General features: G+C 65.8%; 13 protein-coding genes. 10 read left to right on the top strand and 3 right to left on the bottom strand.

All coding sequences use genetic code 11. The annotated features are described in order from the left end of the window. Window positions 1–87 precede the first annotated feature (87 nt). Entirely contained in the window at window positions 88–561 is a 474-nt protein-coding gene (locus OXR00_RS11465) for a nuclear transport factor 2 family protein (protein ID WP_267388388.1), read from the top strand. A gap of 24 nt (window positions 562–585) precedes the next feature. Here the strand turns inward: OXR00_RS11465 and ada are convergent, their stop codons facing one another. After that, the gene (gene ada / locus OXR00_RS11460; protein WP_267388350.1) at window positions 586–1,614 is read right to left on the bottom strand and encodes a bifunctional DNA-binding transcriptional regulator/O6-methylguanine-DNA methyltransferase Ada; all 1,029 of its coding nucleotides are present in this window, start codon (window positions 1,612–1,614) and stop codon (window positions 586–588) included. Between the two features lie 120 nt (window positions 1,615–1,734). On the opposite strand from ada, the gene OXR00_RS11455 reads away from it, so the two are divergent. The 7 genes from OXR00_RS11455 to OXR00_RS11425 all read left to right on the top strand — a co-directional run bounded on the left by OXR00_RS11455 (window position 1,735) and on the right by OXR00_RS11425 (window position 9,122). After that, window positions 1,735–2,385, top strand: coding sequence for a hypothetical protein (locus OXR00_RS11455; RefSeq protein ID WP_267388349.1), 651 nt, complete (start codon window positions 1,735–1,737; stop codon window positions 2,383–2,385). A gap of 189 nt (window positions 2,386–2,574) precedes the next feature. Further along, window positions 2,575–3,129, top strand: coding sequence for a F0F1 ATP synthase subunit delta (locus OXR00_RS11450; RefSeq protein WP_267388348.1), 555 nt, complete (start codon window positions 2,575–2,577; stop codon window positions 3,127–3,129). Window positions 3,130–3,131: 2 nt separating this feature from the next. Then, window positions 3,132–4,661, top strand: a complete 1,530-nt coding sequence (gene atpA, locus OXR00_RS11445) for a F0F1 ATP synthase subunit alpha (protein ID WP_267388347.1) — start codon at window positions 3,132–3,134, stop codon at window positions 4,659–4,661. Window positions 4,662–4,704: 43 nt separating this feature from the next. Continuing rightward, the gene (locus OXR00_RS11440) at window positions 4,705–5,586 is read left to right on the top strand and encodes a F0F1 ATP synthase subunit gamma (RefSeq protein WP_242150631.1); all 882 of its coding nucleotides are present in this window, start codon (window positions 4,705–4,707) and stop codon (window positions 5,584–5,586) included. Window positions 5,587–5,632: 46 nt separating this feature from the next. Beyond that, the gene (atpD, locus tag OXR00_RS11435) at window positions 5,633–7,087 is read left to right on the top strand and encodes a F0F1 ATP synthase subunit beta (RefSeq protein WP_242151195.1); all 1,455 of its coding nucleotides are present in this window, start codon (window positions 5,633–5,635) and stop codon (window positions 7,085–7,087) included. Between the two features lie 108 nt (window positions 7,088–7,195). Beyond that, the gene (locus OXR00_RS11430; protein ID WP_267388346.1) at window positions 7,196–7,447 is read left to right on the top strand and encodes an ATP synthase F1 subunit epsilon; all 252 of its coding nucleotides are present in this window, start codon (window positions 7,196–7,198) and stop codon (window positions 7,445–7,447) included. Window positions 7,448–7,589: 142 nt separating this feature from the next. Continuing rightward, the gene (locus tag OXR00_RS11425) at window positions 7,590–9,122 is read left to right on the top strand and encodes a CpaF family protein (RefSeq protein ID WP_267388345.1); all 1,533 of its coding nucleotides are present in this window, start codon (window positions 7,590–7,592) and stop codon (window positions 9,120–9,122) included. Between the two features lie 85 nt (window positions 9,123–9,207). On the opposite strand, the gene OXR00_RS11420 is transcribed toward OXR00_RS11425, so the two are convergent. Both OXR00_RS11420 and OXR00_RS11415 read right to left on the bottom strand, forming a co-directional pair. Then, window positions 9,208–9,984, bottom strand: a complete 777-nt coding sequence (locus tag OXR00_RS11420) for a SapC family protein (protein WP_267388344.1) — start codon at window positions 9,982–9,984, stop codon at window positions 9,208–9,210. Window positions 9,985–10,035: 51 nt separating this feature from the next. After that, window positions 10,036–11,484, bottom strand: a complete 1,449-nt coding sequence (locus OXR00_RS11415; RefSeq protein ID WP_267388343.1) for an FAD-binding oxidoreductase — start codon at window positions 11,482–11,484, stop codon at window positions 10,036–10,038. Here OXR00_RS11415 and OXR00_RS11410 point away from each other — a divergent pair. Beyond that, the gene (locus OXR00_RS11410; protein ID WP_267388342.1) at window positions 11,441–12,055 is read left to right on the top strand and encodes a hypothetical protein; all 615 of its coding nucleotides are present in this window, start codon (window positions 11,441–11,443) and stop codon (window positions 12,053–12,055) included. The two genes, OXR00_RS11415 and OXR00_RS11410, sit on opposite strands and share 44 nt — an antisense overlap. A gap of 94 nt (window positions 12,056–12,149) precedes the next feature. Next, a complete protein-coding gene (locus OXR00_RS11405; RefSeq protein WP_267388341.1) occupies window positions 12,150–13,637 on the top strand; it encodes a DEAD/DEAH box helicase in 1,488 nt (495 codons plus the stop codon). The last annotated feature ends 190 nt before the right edge of the window (window positions 13,638–13,827 follow it).

The raw sequence follows: 13,827 nt of genomic DNA, 5'->3' as shown, positions 1-13,827 counted from the left end.
GGCAAGCGAGCGGGTTTTGTGCGTCTGGAGACCATGGCGCGACGGGCGACGCGCCGCTACGACGACGGCAACGAAAGGATCGCCCGTATGGAAGCCGAACGCCCGCCGCTGCCGCCCTTCGCGACGCCCGAGGACGCCGCGCGCAAAGTGCGCATGGCCGAGGACGCATGGAACACGCGCGATCCCGAACGCGTGTCGCTTGCCTACACGCCAGACAGCCGCTGGCGGAACCGCACCGATTTCGTGCAGGGGCGCGAGGCGATCGTCGCCTTTCTGACCCGCAAATGGGCGCGCGAACTTGAGTACCGGCTCATCAAGGAACTGTGGGATTTCCGCGAGAACCGCATCGCGGTGCGCTTCGCCTACGAATGGCATGATCACGGCGGCAGCTGGTTCCGATCCTACGGCAACGAACTCTGGGAGTTCGACGCGCGTGGGCTGATGCGGCGTCGTGTCGCCAGCATCAACGACATGCCGATCCGCGAGGACGAGCGGCTATACCACTGGCCGCAAGGTCGCCGCCCCGACGATCACCCCGGTCTCAGCGACCTCGGACTCTGAGCCACACGCCTACGCCGAAAGCGCTCACGCTTCGCGCTTGCGCAGCGCGATCTTGCGGTCGATCCCCCAGGCATAGCCTGCCATCGACCCGTCGGCGCGTTGCGCGCGGTGGCACGGCGTGACGATCGACACCGGGTTGGCGCCGCACGCCGTGCCTGCCGCGCGTACTGCGCGCGGGTTGCCGGCGGCAGCGGCTAGCTCGCGGTAGCTGCGTGTCTCACCCGGCGGGATATCGCGCAGCGCCTGCCACACCGCCTCCTGAAATGCGGTACCCTGCACGTCGAGCGGCAGATCGAGGTCGCGGCCCGGGGTTTCGACCAGCGCCACCACCTGCTCGGCAAGTTCGACCAGCGCCGCGTCACCGGCGACGATCTCGGCCTGTGGAAAGCGTGCGCGCAAATCGGCCTCACCTTCCTCGAAAGTGACGCGGCACAGGCCCTTGTCGGTCGCGGCGATCAGCATCGGCCCGAGGGTGGTAGTCGCGATCGTCCAGCGGATTACCGCGCCCGCACCGCCCTTGCGCCAGACGCTCGGGCTCATGCCGAGCCGCTTGGCATCCTGTTCGTAGAACCGGCTCGGCGCGGAATAACCGGCCTCGTAAATGGCGTGGGTCACGCTATCCTCCTGGCTAAGCGCCTGTGTCGCGCGCCCGGCCCGCAACCCGCGTGCATAGGCAGCGGGGGTCACGCCGGTCGCGCGTTTGAACAGGCGGTGGAAATGGTGCGGCGCGTAGCCGACCTCGGCGGCAAGCGCGTCGAGGCCGGGCGCATCCTCGCCCGCCAGCAGCGCCACCGCGCGCACCACGGCGATCTGGTCACGCGCGGCATCATCGGGCTTGCAGCGCAGGCATGCACGGTAGCCTGCCACCCGTGCGGCCGCGCCATCGTGATAGAAGGCGACGTTCTCGCGCTTGGGTCGCCGCGCCGGGCAACTCGGCTTGCAATAAATGCCGGTGGTGTGGACCGCGACCACGAAGCGTCCGTCACGGCGGCGGTCGCGTGTATCAAAGGCGTCCCATGCGGCGTCGGCGTCGATCGGATCGGTATCGCTCATGGCACGGCTATAGCGGGAACGCGTGCGCGCCACATCCCGAGACTTGCGTCCAAACGCGCCCATGCGCCAGCCCGAAGGACGAGACTTTCGCCGCCGCCGCATCCCCGCTACCCAACCGACATGCTCCCGCCCCCGCCCCCGCCAATCGTCGCCCCCGCATGGCCGGACACGCCCGTCGCGCGTCTGGAGGCGCTGGCGATGCTGCAGTCGCTCGAACTCGCCCTCGTCACGCAGGACAGCGCGACGCTGGTGCTCGACGATTGGTGCGCGCGCCACCATCTCGCCCCGCCCGGCACCAAGATTGTCGCCGACCGTCAATTCGGCGCCAACCACGACGCCCCAGCCGATGTCCGCGCAAGCCTGCACGTATCCGCCGACACGCCGCTCAACTACCGCCTCGTCCACCTGCGCTGCGGCGAGCGCGTGATGTCGATTGCGGAGAACTGGTACGTTCCCGCGCGCCTCACCGCCGAGATGAACCGCGCACTCGACAACACCGACACGTCGTTCGGGCGAGTCGTACGGCCGCTCGGGTTCCGCCGCACCACGCTCGCCTCACGACTGCTGTGGTCGCCGCTTGGCGAGGACTGGAGCACTATAGGTGATGGGACCGCTAACAGAACGCAGGTCGCGCAAAACCTCACCATCCCGTCCCGGGTGATCGAGAACCGGGCGGTGCTGGTGCTGCCCGACGGCGCGCCGTTCGCTTATGTAATCGAGAACTACACCGCCGCCGTGCTGGCCGCGCCACCACCGGCGCTCGGCCGCTGAGTTCATCGGCCCGCGCACCGCAACCCTGGTTGATCGCCCCGTGACTGTCGCCACAACTTGAACACCCCGCGCGGCTTGCGCATTGCCGAACCCGATGCTAACCGCCCGCAACCCATATGAAGGCGCGGTGAACACCCTGTTCGGGCATGGGGCCAATTTCTGTACGCCCAATTCGAGGAACCTGATCGCGTGGAGACATCCGGCGGTATTCAAGCCAGCTTAAGCGGACGCTATGCGACCGCTTTGTTCGCGCTGGCCCGCGAAACCAAGTCGATCGACACGGTCGAGGCGAGCCTCGCGACCGTGCGTGCGACGCTCGACCAGTCGGACGATTTCCGCCGCCTGACGCAGAGCCCGCTGGTGTCGCGCAAGCAAGCCGCCGCCGCGGTAGCCGCCACCGCCGACGTGATGGGCGTGGATGCGACGACCAAGAACTTCCTCGGCGTGCTGGCCGAAAACCGCCGCCTGTCGCAGCTTCCCGCCGTCATGCGCGCGTTCCGCGACCTCGCCGCCAACTTCCGTGGCGAGACCACGGCAGAAGTCACCTCCGCGCACCCGCTCGACGCCGAGCAGGTCGACGCTCTCAAGCAGCAGCTTCGCACCCGTATCGGGCGCGAGGTTGCCGTCGACCTTTCGGTCGATCCCTCGCTCCTTGGCGGGCTGGTCGTTAAGATCGGCAGCCAGATGATCGATTCGTCGATCAAGACCCGACTGAACTCACTCGCGCACGCGATGAAAGGCTGACAATGGATATCCGCGCCGCAGAAATCTCGAAGGTCATCAAAGACCAGATCTCCAGCTTCGGTACCGAGGCCGAAGTCTCCGAAACGGGCCAGGTGCTGTCGGTCGGCGACGGCATCGCGCGCATCCACGGGCTCGACAACGTCCAGGCCGGCGAGATGGTGGAATTCTCGAACGGCGTGCAGGGCATGGCGCTCAACCTCGAGGCCGACAACGTCGGCGTCGTGATCTTTGGCTCGGACGCCGAGATCAAGGAAGGCGATGTCGTCAAGCGCACCGGCACGATCGTCGACGTGCCGATCGGCAAGGGCCTGCTCGGCCGCGTCGTCGACGGCCTCGGCAACCCGATCGACGGCAAAGGGCCGATCGTTTCGGACCAGCGCAGCCGCGTCGAGGTCAAGGCGCCCGGCATCATCCCGCGCACCTCGGTGCACGAGCCGGTGCAGACCGGCCTAAAGGCGATCGACGCACTCGTCCCGGTCGGCCGTGGCCAGCGCGAGCTCATCATCGGCGACCGTCAGACCGGCAAGTCCGCCGTCGCGATCGACACGTTCATCAACCAGAAGACCGCCAACGCCGGTGATGACGAGAGCAAGAAGCTGTATTGCATCTACGTCGCGATCGGCCAGAAGCGCTCGACCGTCGCGCAGCTCGTCCGCACGCTGACCGAGAATGGCGCGATGGGTTATTCCATCGTGGTCGCAGCGACCGCGTCGGACCCCGCCCCGCTTCAGTTCCTCGCGCCGTACACCGGCACTGCGATGGGCGAGTATTTCCGTGACAACGGCATGCACGCGCTGATCGTGTTCGACGATCTTTCCAAGCAGGCCGTCGCCTACCGTCAGATGTCGCTGCTGCTGCGCCGCCCGCCGGGCCGCGAAGCCTATCCCGGCGACGTGTTCTATCTCCACAGCCGCCTGCTCGAGCGCGCCGCGAAGATGAACAAGGACAACGGCTCGGGCTCGCTCACCGCGCTGCCGATCATCGAGACGCAGGCGGGCGACGTGTCGGCCTACATCCCGACCAACGTGATCTCGATCACCGACGGCCAGATCTTCCTCGAAACCGATCTGTTCTTCGCCGGCATCCGCCCGGCGATCAACGTTGGCCTGTCGGTCAGCCGCGTCGGCTCGGCCGCGCAGACCAAGGCGATGAAGAAAGTGTCGGGCTCGATCAAGCTGGAGCTCGCGCAGTACCGCGAGATGGCGGCGTTCGCGCAGTTCGGCTCGGATCTCGACGCATCGACGCAGAAGCTGCTCAACCGTGGCGCGCGCCTGACCGAGCTGCTCAAGCAGCCGCAGTTCTCGCCGCTGCCGTTCGAGGAGCAGACCGCGTCGATCTTCGCCGGCACGCAGGGCTTCCTCGACACGGTGCCGGTTGGCGACGTGGTCCGCTACGAAGCGGCGATGCTCGCCGATCTGCGTGCCAACCACGCGGATGTGCTGACCAAGATCCGCGACACCAAGGATCTCGGCGACGAAGCCAAGGCCGGGCTGAAGTCCGCGCTCGAAGCGTTCGCCAAGACCTTTGCGTAATTGATATGTGCCCCCGCCCGCGCGGGGGTACAAAGGGAACGAGATGGCGAGCTTAAAGGCCCTCAAGATCCGCATCGGCTCGGTGAAGTCGACGCAGAAGATCACCAAGGCGATGAAGATGGTCGCCGCCGCCAAACTGCGCCGCGCGCAGGAAGCGGCGATCGCCGCACGTCCGTATGCCAGCCGCCTGGAAAAGGTGATGGCAAGCCTCGCCTCCAAGGTGACGGCGGGCGAGAGCGGCCCCAAGCTGCTCGCCGGTACCGGTAGCGATCAGGTTCACCTGCTGATCGTGGCGACCTCCGAGCGCGGTCTTGCCGGTGCGTTCAATTCGAACATCGTCCGCGCCGCACGGCGTAAGGCCGAGGAGCTGGAGAAGGCGGGCAAGACCGTCAAGATCTACGTCGCCGGCAAGAAAGGCCGCGTCATCAAGCGGTTCTACCCGACGCAGATCGTGGTCGATCACGAGATGAGCCACATCAAGACGGTCGCCTTCGCCGATGCGAAGACGATCGCCGAGGACGTGATCGCTCGTTACGAGGCTGGCGAATTCGACGTCGCGCACCTGTTCTACGCCCGCTTCCAGTCGGCGCTGGTGCAGGATCCGATCGGCCGCCAGATCATCCCGGTGGCGCTTCCCGCCAACGATACGGCCGCGCCGGACGACGGCGGTGCCGCGGTCGAGTACGAGCCCGATGAGGAATCGATCCTCGCCGATCTGCTGCCGCGCAACATCGCGATTCAGATCTTCGGCGCGCTGCTGGAGAATGCCGCGTCCGAACAGGGCAGCCGCATGACCGCGATGGAAAATGCCACGCGCAATGCCGGCGACATGATAAAGCGGCTTAGCATCCAGTATAATCGCGCCCGACAGGCCGCGATCACGACCGAACTGGTCGAAATCATTTCCGGCGCGGAAGCGCTGTAAGAATCGCAAGAAGGTAGGACGAGCAATGGCAACCGCCCCCGACACGATCGCTCCGGTAGCGACCACCAACAACGTAGGCCGCATCAGCCAAGTGATCGGCGCGGTCGTCGACGTGACGTTCGACGAAGGCAATCTGCCCGCGATCCTGAACGCGCTGGAGACGAGCAACAACGGCAACCGGCTGGTGCTGGAAGTCGCGCAGCATCTCGGCGAAAACACCGTCCGCACGATCGCGATGGACGCGACCGAGGGCCTGATGCGCGGCCAGACCGTGACCGACACCGGCGCGCAGATCCGCATGCCGGTCGGTCCCAAGACGCTCGGCCGCATCATGAACGTCATCGGCGAGCCGATCGACGAGCGCGGGCCCATTGGTAACACCGAGACCGCCCCGATCCACGCCAAGGCGCCGCTGTTCGTCGATCAGTCGACCGAGAGCGCGATCCTCGTCACCGGCATCAAGGTGATCGATCTGCTCGCGCCGTATGCGAAGGGCGGCAAGATCGGCCTGTTCGGCGGCGCCGGCGTCGGCAAGACCGTGCTGATCCAGGAACTCATCAACAACATCGCCAAGGGCCATGGCGGCACCTCAGTGTTCGCCGGTGTTGGTGAGCGTACCCGCGAGGGCAACGATCTCTATCACGAGTTTCTCGACGCCAACGTGATCGCCAAGGACGCCGACGGCAACGCCACCTCGGAAGGCTCCAAGGTCGCGCTGGTGTACGGCCAGATGAACGAGCCGCCCGGCGCGCGCGCCCGCGTCGCGCTATCGGGCCTGACCATCGCCGAATATTTCCGCGATGTCGAAGGCCAGGACGTTTTGTTCTTCGTCGACAACATCTTCCGCTTCACGCAGGCGGGCGCGGAAGTGTCGGCGCTGCTCGGCCGCATTCCGTCGGCAGTGGGCTATCAGCCGACGCTGTCGACTGACATGGGCGCGCTCCAGGAGCGCATCACCTCGACCAACAAGGGGTCGATCACCTCGGTGCAGGCGGTGTACGTTCCGGCCGACGATTTGACCGATCCGGCACCGGCGACGTCGTTCGCGCACTTGGATGCGACCACCGTGCTCAACCGCGCGATCTCGGAACTGGGCATCTACCCGGCGGTCGATCCGCTCGACTCCACGTCGCGCGTGCTCGAACCGCGCGTCGTCGGCCAGGAGCATTACGAGACCGCGCGTGCGGTGCAGTCCACGCTTCAGAAGTACAAGTCGCTTCAGGACATCATCGCCATCCTCGGCATGGACGAGCTGTCCGAAGAGGATAAGCTGACCGTGTCGCGTGCGCGGAAGATCCAGCGTTTCCTGAGCCAGCCGTTCCACGTCGCGGAGGTCTTCACCGGCATCCCCGGCAAGTTCGTGGCGATCGAGGACACGGTGAAGTCGTTTAAGGCCGTGGTCGAGGGCGAATACGATCACCTGCCCGAGAGCGCCTTCTACATGGTCGGCGGCATCGACGAAGCGATCGCCAAGGCCGAGAAGATGGCACAAGAGGCGTAAGCCTCTGATCGCCTCGCCCGTTCCGGGCGAGGTTTGGTGGGGCGACGGGCGCGAGACACGCCCCGCCCCGCCCCCTCCTGGACACGGAGGGGCTAAAGGAACCGAAACATGCTGCACTTCGAACTCGTCACGCCTGAGAAGCTCGTCCGCTCGGAGGAGGTCTATATGGTCGTCGTGCCTGGCACCGAGGGCGACTTCGGTGTGCTCGAAGGCCATGCGCCGGTGATGTCGACGATCCGTGACGGTGCGTTGCAAATCTACCGCACGGGTAGCGGCGAGCCAGAGACTCTGCCGATCCTTGGCGGTTTCGCCGAGGTGAACGCGAGCGGACTGATCGTCCTCGTCGAACAGGTCGGCTGAGCCAAGGCGGGCGCCCAGCCCGCCGCCGCCAATCGCGTTGGCGATGTGGCAGCGCGAACCGCACAGAATCCTTTCGCGGCAATTAGGTAAATCTCAAAACTTCTCCGCTACGCAGTCTCGTCGAGATGAAGGACAGCGTAGAATGAGTGCATTTGGCCGTCGCCCCGGTGCCACTGGACCCGGCAACCGCCCCGCCTTCGGCGTTGCGCGGCCGATGCAGGGTGGTAGCGCCCGCCCCGCCACGGACGCCGATGTCGCGTCCGAGCAGTTCCCGCCGCTGAACGACCTGCCGATGCCCGGTGAAATCGAAGGCATGCTCGGTGGCATGCCGGACGGCCCGCAGGACGCGATGACCCGCCTCGCCGAGCGGCAGGCGGCGTCGGGAGAGGCTGGCAACAGCCGCGTCGAGGGGTTCGAGGCATCGATCCACAGGATTAAGGAACAGGTGTTGCCGCGCCTGCTCGAACGCGTCGATCCGGAAGCGGCGGCCACGCTCAACAAGGACGAGCTTGCCGAGGAATTTCGTCCGATCATCGGCGAAGTGCTCGCCGAGCTGAAGTTCACCCTCAACCGCCGCGAGCAGTTCGCGCTCGAGAAGGTGCTGGTCGACGAGCTGCTCGGCCTCGGGCCGCTCGAGGAACTGCTCAGCGATCCGAACATCACCGACATCATGGTCAATGGCCCCAACCAGACCTTTGTCGAGCGCAAGGGCAAGCTCGAACTTGCGCAGATCCAGTTCCGCGACGAGGAGCATCTGTTCCAGATTGCGCAGCGGATCTGCAACTCGGTCGGCCGCCGAGTCGACCAGACCACGCCGCTCGCCGACGCCCGCCTCAAGGACGGTTCGCGCGTCAACGTGATCGTGCCGCCGCTGTCGCTGCGCGGTACCGCGATCTCGATTCGTAAGTTCTCCGACAAGCCGATCACGCTCGACATGATGGCGGGCTTCGGCTCGATGAGCGTCAAGATGGCGACGGCGCTGAAGATCGCCGGGGCGTGCCGCTTCAACGTCGTCATTTCGGGCGGTACCGGTTCGGGCAAGACGACGATGCTCAACGCGCTGTCGAAGATGATCGACCCGGGCGAGCGCGTGCTGACCATTGAGGACGCCGCCGAACTTCGCCTGCAACAGCCGCACTGGCTGCCGCTCGAAACCCGTCCCGCCAATTTGGAAGGTCAGGGCGAGATCAGCATTCGCGACCTCGTCAAAAACTCACTGCGTATGCGCCCGGATCGCATCATCCTCGGCGAAATTCGTGGCAGCGAGTGTTTCGATCTGCTCGCCGCGATGAACACCGGCCACGACGGCTCGATGTGTACGCTCCACTCCAACTCGCCGCGCGAGTGCCTTGGGCGTATGGAGAACATGGTGATGATGGGCGACATCAAGATGCCAAAGGAGGCAATCAGCCGTCAGATCGCCGATTCGGTCGACATGATCGTCCAGGTCAAGCGTCTGCGCGACGGATCACGCCGCGTGACCAACATCACCGAAGTGATCGGCATGGAAGGCCCGGTAATCGTCACGCAGGAACTGTTCAAGTTCGAGTATCTCGACGAGAGCGCCGAGGGCAAGATCATCGGCGAATATCGCTCGATGGGGTTGCGGCCGTACACGCTGGAGAAGGCGCGGCAGTTCGGCTTCGATCAGGCGTATCTGGAGGCGTGCCTGTAAAAGTACGCCTGTTCCCGCACCTGACCCCTTCGCCACACATGCGGCGTGAGAGCGGGCGGACGTGTTACCATCCGCCCTGCGATAATCAGCTCTGAAGCTGCGGCAGCGGCACCTTGCCCGCGCGGTTCTGTCGATCGAACAGCTGCGGCATGAGCTGCAACGAGAACAGGTGCGCGTGCAGCAGCGGCAGCATGCCGTTCTTCTGGATCTTGCGCAGTTGGTCGCCGCGCAGTTCGTTGAGCTTTTCCTCATTGACCATCTGGAAGCCGCGATAGACGAACGGCTGCGGCGCGCCCTCGGGTTGGATCGAGATTTCGCCCTCCATCAGCAGGCCCATCTCACGCACTTCCCGCATGAAGTTCTGCGTACGGGCGCCGGCTTCCTCGAACATCTCGTTGAACTGGAGGATGTTCTGCACGATCGGCGCGGGCTTGCCGTCCTCGAACAGCGCGTCACCCTCATCGAACGCGCCGATCACGTCGGCGGTGGGGTCGAAGCAGAGCGACAGTTCCTGTGCGTCCGGCGTCAGCCGCGCGAGCATGAACGGATAACGGCGTACGTACGCGGGCACGTAGACCGACGCGTCGTCGAGCTTGCCCTCGTCGTCGATGAAGACGTTGACGCCTTCGTTCAGGCCCATCAGCGCGATCGGCACCGCGTCGTCGCCGGCGGTGAAGACGATCGGCATCGACCGCTGGACGTGAACGAACTCGTCGACCGTGACCGGAATGGCATGCTGGTTGACGAGGAACGGCGCGCGATCAAGCTGGCGCAGCTTGAAGGCGGCATGCGCCCCGCTCGAAAGCGGCTCGAGCGCGTTGTAGAACAGGGGAAGCGAGGCTTGTTGCGGCGCGCTGGCCATAATCATCTCCAAGAAAGCCGGCCGTCCGGACGCGCCGATTGGCGTTCGGCTCTATGGCGCGCGCGGGGCGGACGCAAGCGCGACGAGCTTGCCGGGGTTCATAATGCCCGATGGATCGAGTGCGCCCTTGATCGCGCGCTGCGCGGCGAGCCGGGCGGGCGGCGACAAACGTTCCAGTTCACGCAGCTTCATCTGGCCGATGCCATGCTCCGCCGAAATCGAGCCGCCTGCCGCGACGACGAGATCGTGGACGAAGCGGGTCACCACCGGCGCATCCTCGGCATACCAGCGCGCGGGATCGCTGCCGGCCGGCGCGCGGACGTGGAAATGCACGTTCCCGTCACCGAGGTGTCCGAAGGCGGTGGCGTGCGAGCCCGGAAAACGCGCCTCGGCAGCAGCCGCGCCATCGACCATGAAGCGCGGCATCCCTGCCACCGGCACCGAAATGTCGTGCTGCACCGCCGGCCCGCCCGCCCGCTCCGCTTCGGACAGCGAGTCGCGAATACGCCAGAACGCGTCGGCTTGCGCCTCGTTCGCGGCGATCACCGCGTCCGCCACGTCTCCCGCCGCGATTGCATGCGCGAGCAGTCGTTCCAGCAGCGCGGCGGGTGCTTCCGCGCGCGCATCAGCTACGGTCGCCTCGATCAGGACGTGCCACGGATGCTGACCGGCAAGCGGCGATCGCGTCGCGGGGATATGCTCCAGCACGCGCGCCAGCGAATCCCCGGAGATGATCTCGAACCCCTCGATCGTGTCGGTCTGCGCCTCCAGCCGCCGCAACAGCGCGAGTGCCGCTTCCGGGTCCGTCACGCCGACCCACGCCACCGCCCGGTCCGCCGCCGCCGGCACCAGCCGCAGCGTGACGGCGGTGATGATGCCGAGCGTCCCCTCCGCGCCGATCAGCAGCTGGTTGAGATCGTAACCGCGATTGTCCTTCTTCAGTGCGACCAGCCCGTCATGTACGGTGCCATCGGGCAGCACCGCCTCGACGCCCGCGATCAGCCCGCGCATGGTGCCGAAGCGCAGCACCTGCGTCCCGCCTGCGTTGGTCGACGCGAGTCCGCCGATCGTCGCGCTGCCGCGCGCGCCGAGCGTCAGCGGAAAGCGGCGCCCGACCCGTGCCGCCGCATCGTGGAGATCGGCGAGGATCACACCCGCTTCCGCCACCGCGAGATTGTCCTGCGCGGACAGCGAGCGGATCCGGTTGAGCCGCCGCAACGACAGGATCAGCGCGGAACCGTCGGCGGGCGGGGTCGCGCCGCCGACCATCGAGGTATTGCCCCCCTGCGGCACCAGCGGAACACCATGCGCGTTCGCGAGCGCCAGCACCGCCGCGACGCCGGCGGTATCGCGTGGGGCGAGCATGGCGGGCGCGTGCCCATGATAACGACCGCGCCAGTCGTTTTCCCACGGCGCGATGTCGTCGCGGTTGGTGATGACGGCCTTTTCGCCAAGCGTGGCGCGAACCGCCTCGACGAGCGCGGACTGTGCTGTATTCATGGGTTGTGTGCCTACCATGCACGCCTTCCGCTCCGCAACGTGCGGGTCCGGCGGCACGGATCAGGCGAGTTCATCGTCCGTTCAAGCGCCATTGGTAACCCATATCAGGTTGATGTCGAATTCGGTCGTTTCCCTTCTCGCCGTGCTTGCGCTGGCGCCCGCCACGGCGGTTGACCAGCCGCGCCCGCCTGCGTTCGACCGGGCCGAGCTGGCGCAATATACGTTTCACTCGCGCATCGTCATCCGCATCCCGCGCATGTTACCCGAGCGACACGAACGCGCCGAGCGGCCGGCCAAACTGGAAGAGAAGAAGGGGCCGAAATGCGTGCCGCTCACCATGCTTGAGCGCGCGGTGATCACCGGCCCTGGCAGCATCGACCTGCTGCTGGAAACAGGCGAGCGGATCCGTGCGCATCTTGACGACGATTGCCCGGCGCTCGATTTCTACCCGGATCTGTACCTGCGCCTGCCCGATGACGGCATGATGTGTGCGGCGCGCGACGCGATTCGCTCGCGTTCCGGGGGTGTTTGCGCGATCAAGACGTTCAAACGGATCGTCGAGAAGCGATAACCCGCGTTTTTCTTGACATTCGCGCGCTAATCCGCAAGCCCTAACGGTACTTGCGAGTGCCCGCGCGGTCTTGCGCCAAGAATCCGGAATCTACATGACCTTTGCCGATCTCGGCCTTTCCGACGAACTTCTCTCCGCGGTGACCGAGTCCGGTTATACCGAGCCGACTCCGATCCAGGCGAGCGCGATCCCCAGCGTCCTGATGGGCAAGGATCTCGTCGCGATCGCGCAGACCGGCACCGGCAAGACCGCCGCCTTCGTGCTGCCGATGATCGACATCCTTGGCGAAGGTCGCAGCCGTGCACGCATGCCGCGCTCGCTGATCCTCGAACCGACGCGCGAACTCGCCGCGCAGGTCGCCGAGAATTTCGAGAAATACGGCAAGAACCACAAGCTTTCGATGGCGCTGCTGATCGGTGGCGTATCGATGGGCGACCAGCTCGCCGCGCTGGAAAAGGGCGTCGACGTGCTGATCGCCACGCCGGGCCGGTTGATGGACCTGTTCGGGCGCGGCAAGATCATGCTCAACGGCTGTTCGCTGCTGGTGATCGACGAGGCCGACCGGATGCTCGACATGGGGTTCATCCCCGATATCGAGGAAATCTGCACCAAGCTGCCGCCCGCGCGCCAGACACTGCTGTTCTCGGCGACGATGCCGCCGGTCATCAAGAAGCTCGCCGACAAGTTCCTCGACAATCCCAAGACAATCGAGGTCGCGCGCCCCGCCACCGCCAATATCAACATCCGCCAGTGGCTGGTGCCGGTATCGTCTTCAAAAAAGCGCGAAAAGCTGATCGAGCTGTTGGAGATGGAAGAGGTCGCCACCGCGATGATCTTTTCCAACCGCAAGACGACCGTGCGTGAACTCAACAAGTCGCTGCAGCGCGCCGGCTTCAAATCGTCGGAGATCCACGGCGACATGGAGCAGCCGCAGCGGCTCGCCGAACTGGAGCGTTTCAAGAAGGGTGAGGTCACGATCCTCGTCGCCTCCGACGTCGCCGCGCGCGGGCTCGATATCAAGGGTGTCAGCCACGTGTTCAACTATGACGCGCCGTGGCATCCGGACGATTATGTCCACCGCATCGGCCGCACCGGCCGCGGCGGTGCGACCGGCGTCGCCTTTACCTTCGCGACCGCCGAAGACGCCGAGAACATCGACAATATCGAGAAACTCACCGGCCTGAAGATCGAGCGCTACGAAGGTGCCGCCGACGAAGCGCCGGCTGAAGGTGCCACGCGCAAGCGGACGCGCGGCAAACCTTTGAAAAAGGCCGAAGCGAAGCCGGCGGCGAAGCCCGAAACCGCGCCGGACGCACCGCGTGCGGAACGCCAGCCGCGGGCGGAGCGCGACAAGCAACCCGCGCGTGAAGAGCGTCCTGCGCGCGCTGAACGTCCTGCGCGTGAGGAGCGGCCGGCCAGCGATGCCCGTCCCGCACGCGAAGAGCGCGCGTCTCGCGACACGCGGCCGCCGCGTGATGATCGCAGCGCCCCCCATCGTGATCGACGCGAGCCGAACGACGGGCCAGATGAGGGCTGGAACGGTCCGCTGCCGGACTTCCTGAACGCGCGCATCTCGCTCTGAAGGCGGCGGCATTGAGCCGCTGCCGCGCGGAGTTGTTTCCCGCTACGGTGCTAGGCGCGCACTAGACAAACGATCTGACGTCGCGCCGCTGCGCAAACTGCGCAAAATTAGCGCTGTTTCGGTGGCATTGCGTTCTGCGCCATGCCCTTCTGTGAAATACCCGCATTGTTCGGGGCCGAAGATCTCCGGA

The sequence above is a fragment of the Sphingomonas sp. GC_Shp_3 genome (assembly GCF_026540945.1).
Taxonomy (GTDB): Bacteria; Pseudomonadota; Alphaproteobacteria; order Sphingomonadales; family Sphingomonadaceae; genus Sphingomonas.
The sequence above is the reverse complement of the archived record's forward strand: the minus strand, read 5'-3'. Positions and strand labels throughout refer to the sequence as shown.

What these genes read in the sequence shown, in the direction of transcription:
- OXR00_RS11420 (WP_267388344.1), bottom strand. Translation starts at nt 9,984, where the DNA reads ATGGCCAGCGCGCCGCAACAAGCCTCGCTTCCCCTGTTCTACAACGCG.
- OXR00_RS11405 (WP_267388341.1), top strand. Translation starts at nt 12,150, where the DNA reads ATGACCTTTGCCGATCTCGGCCTTTCCGACGAACTTCTCTCCGCGGTG.
- OXR00_RS11440 (WP_242150631.1), top strand. Translation starts at nt 4,705, where the DNA reads ATGGCGAGCTTAAAGGCCCTCAAGATCCGCATCGGCTCGGTGAAGTCG.
- atpA (WP_267388347.1), top strand. Translation starts at nt 3,132, where the DNA reads ATGGATATCCGCGCCGCAGAAATCTCGAAGGTCATCAAAGACCAGATC.
- OXR00_RS11425 (WP_267388345.1), top strand. Translation starts at nt 7,590, where the DNA reads ATGAGTGCATTTGGCCGTCGCCCCGGTGCCACTGGACCCGGCAACCGC.
- OXR00_RS11430 (WP_267388346.1), top strand. Translation starts at nt 7,196, where the DNA reads ATGCTGCACTTCGAACTCGTCACGCCTGAGAAGCTCGTCCGCTCGGAG.
- ada (WP_267388350.1), bottom strand. Translation starts at nt 1,614, where the DNA reads ATGAGCGATACCGATCCGATCGACGCCGACGCCGCATGGGACGCCTTT.
- OXR00_RS11455 (WP_267388349.1), top strand. Translation starts at nt 1,735, where the DNA reads ATGCTCCCGCCCCCGCCCCCGCCAATCGTCGCCCCCGCATGGCCGGAC.
- OXR00_RS11415 (WP_267388343.1), bottom strand. Translation starts at nt 11,484, where the DNA reads ATGAATACAGCACAGTCCGCGCTCGTCGAGGCGGTTCGCGCCACGCTT.
- OXR00_RS11465 (WP_267388388.1), top strand. Translation starts at nt 88, where the DNA reads ATGGAAGCCGAACGCCCGCCGCTGCCGCCCTTCGCGACGCCCGAGGAC.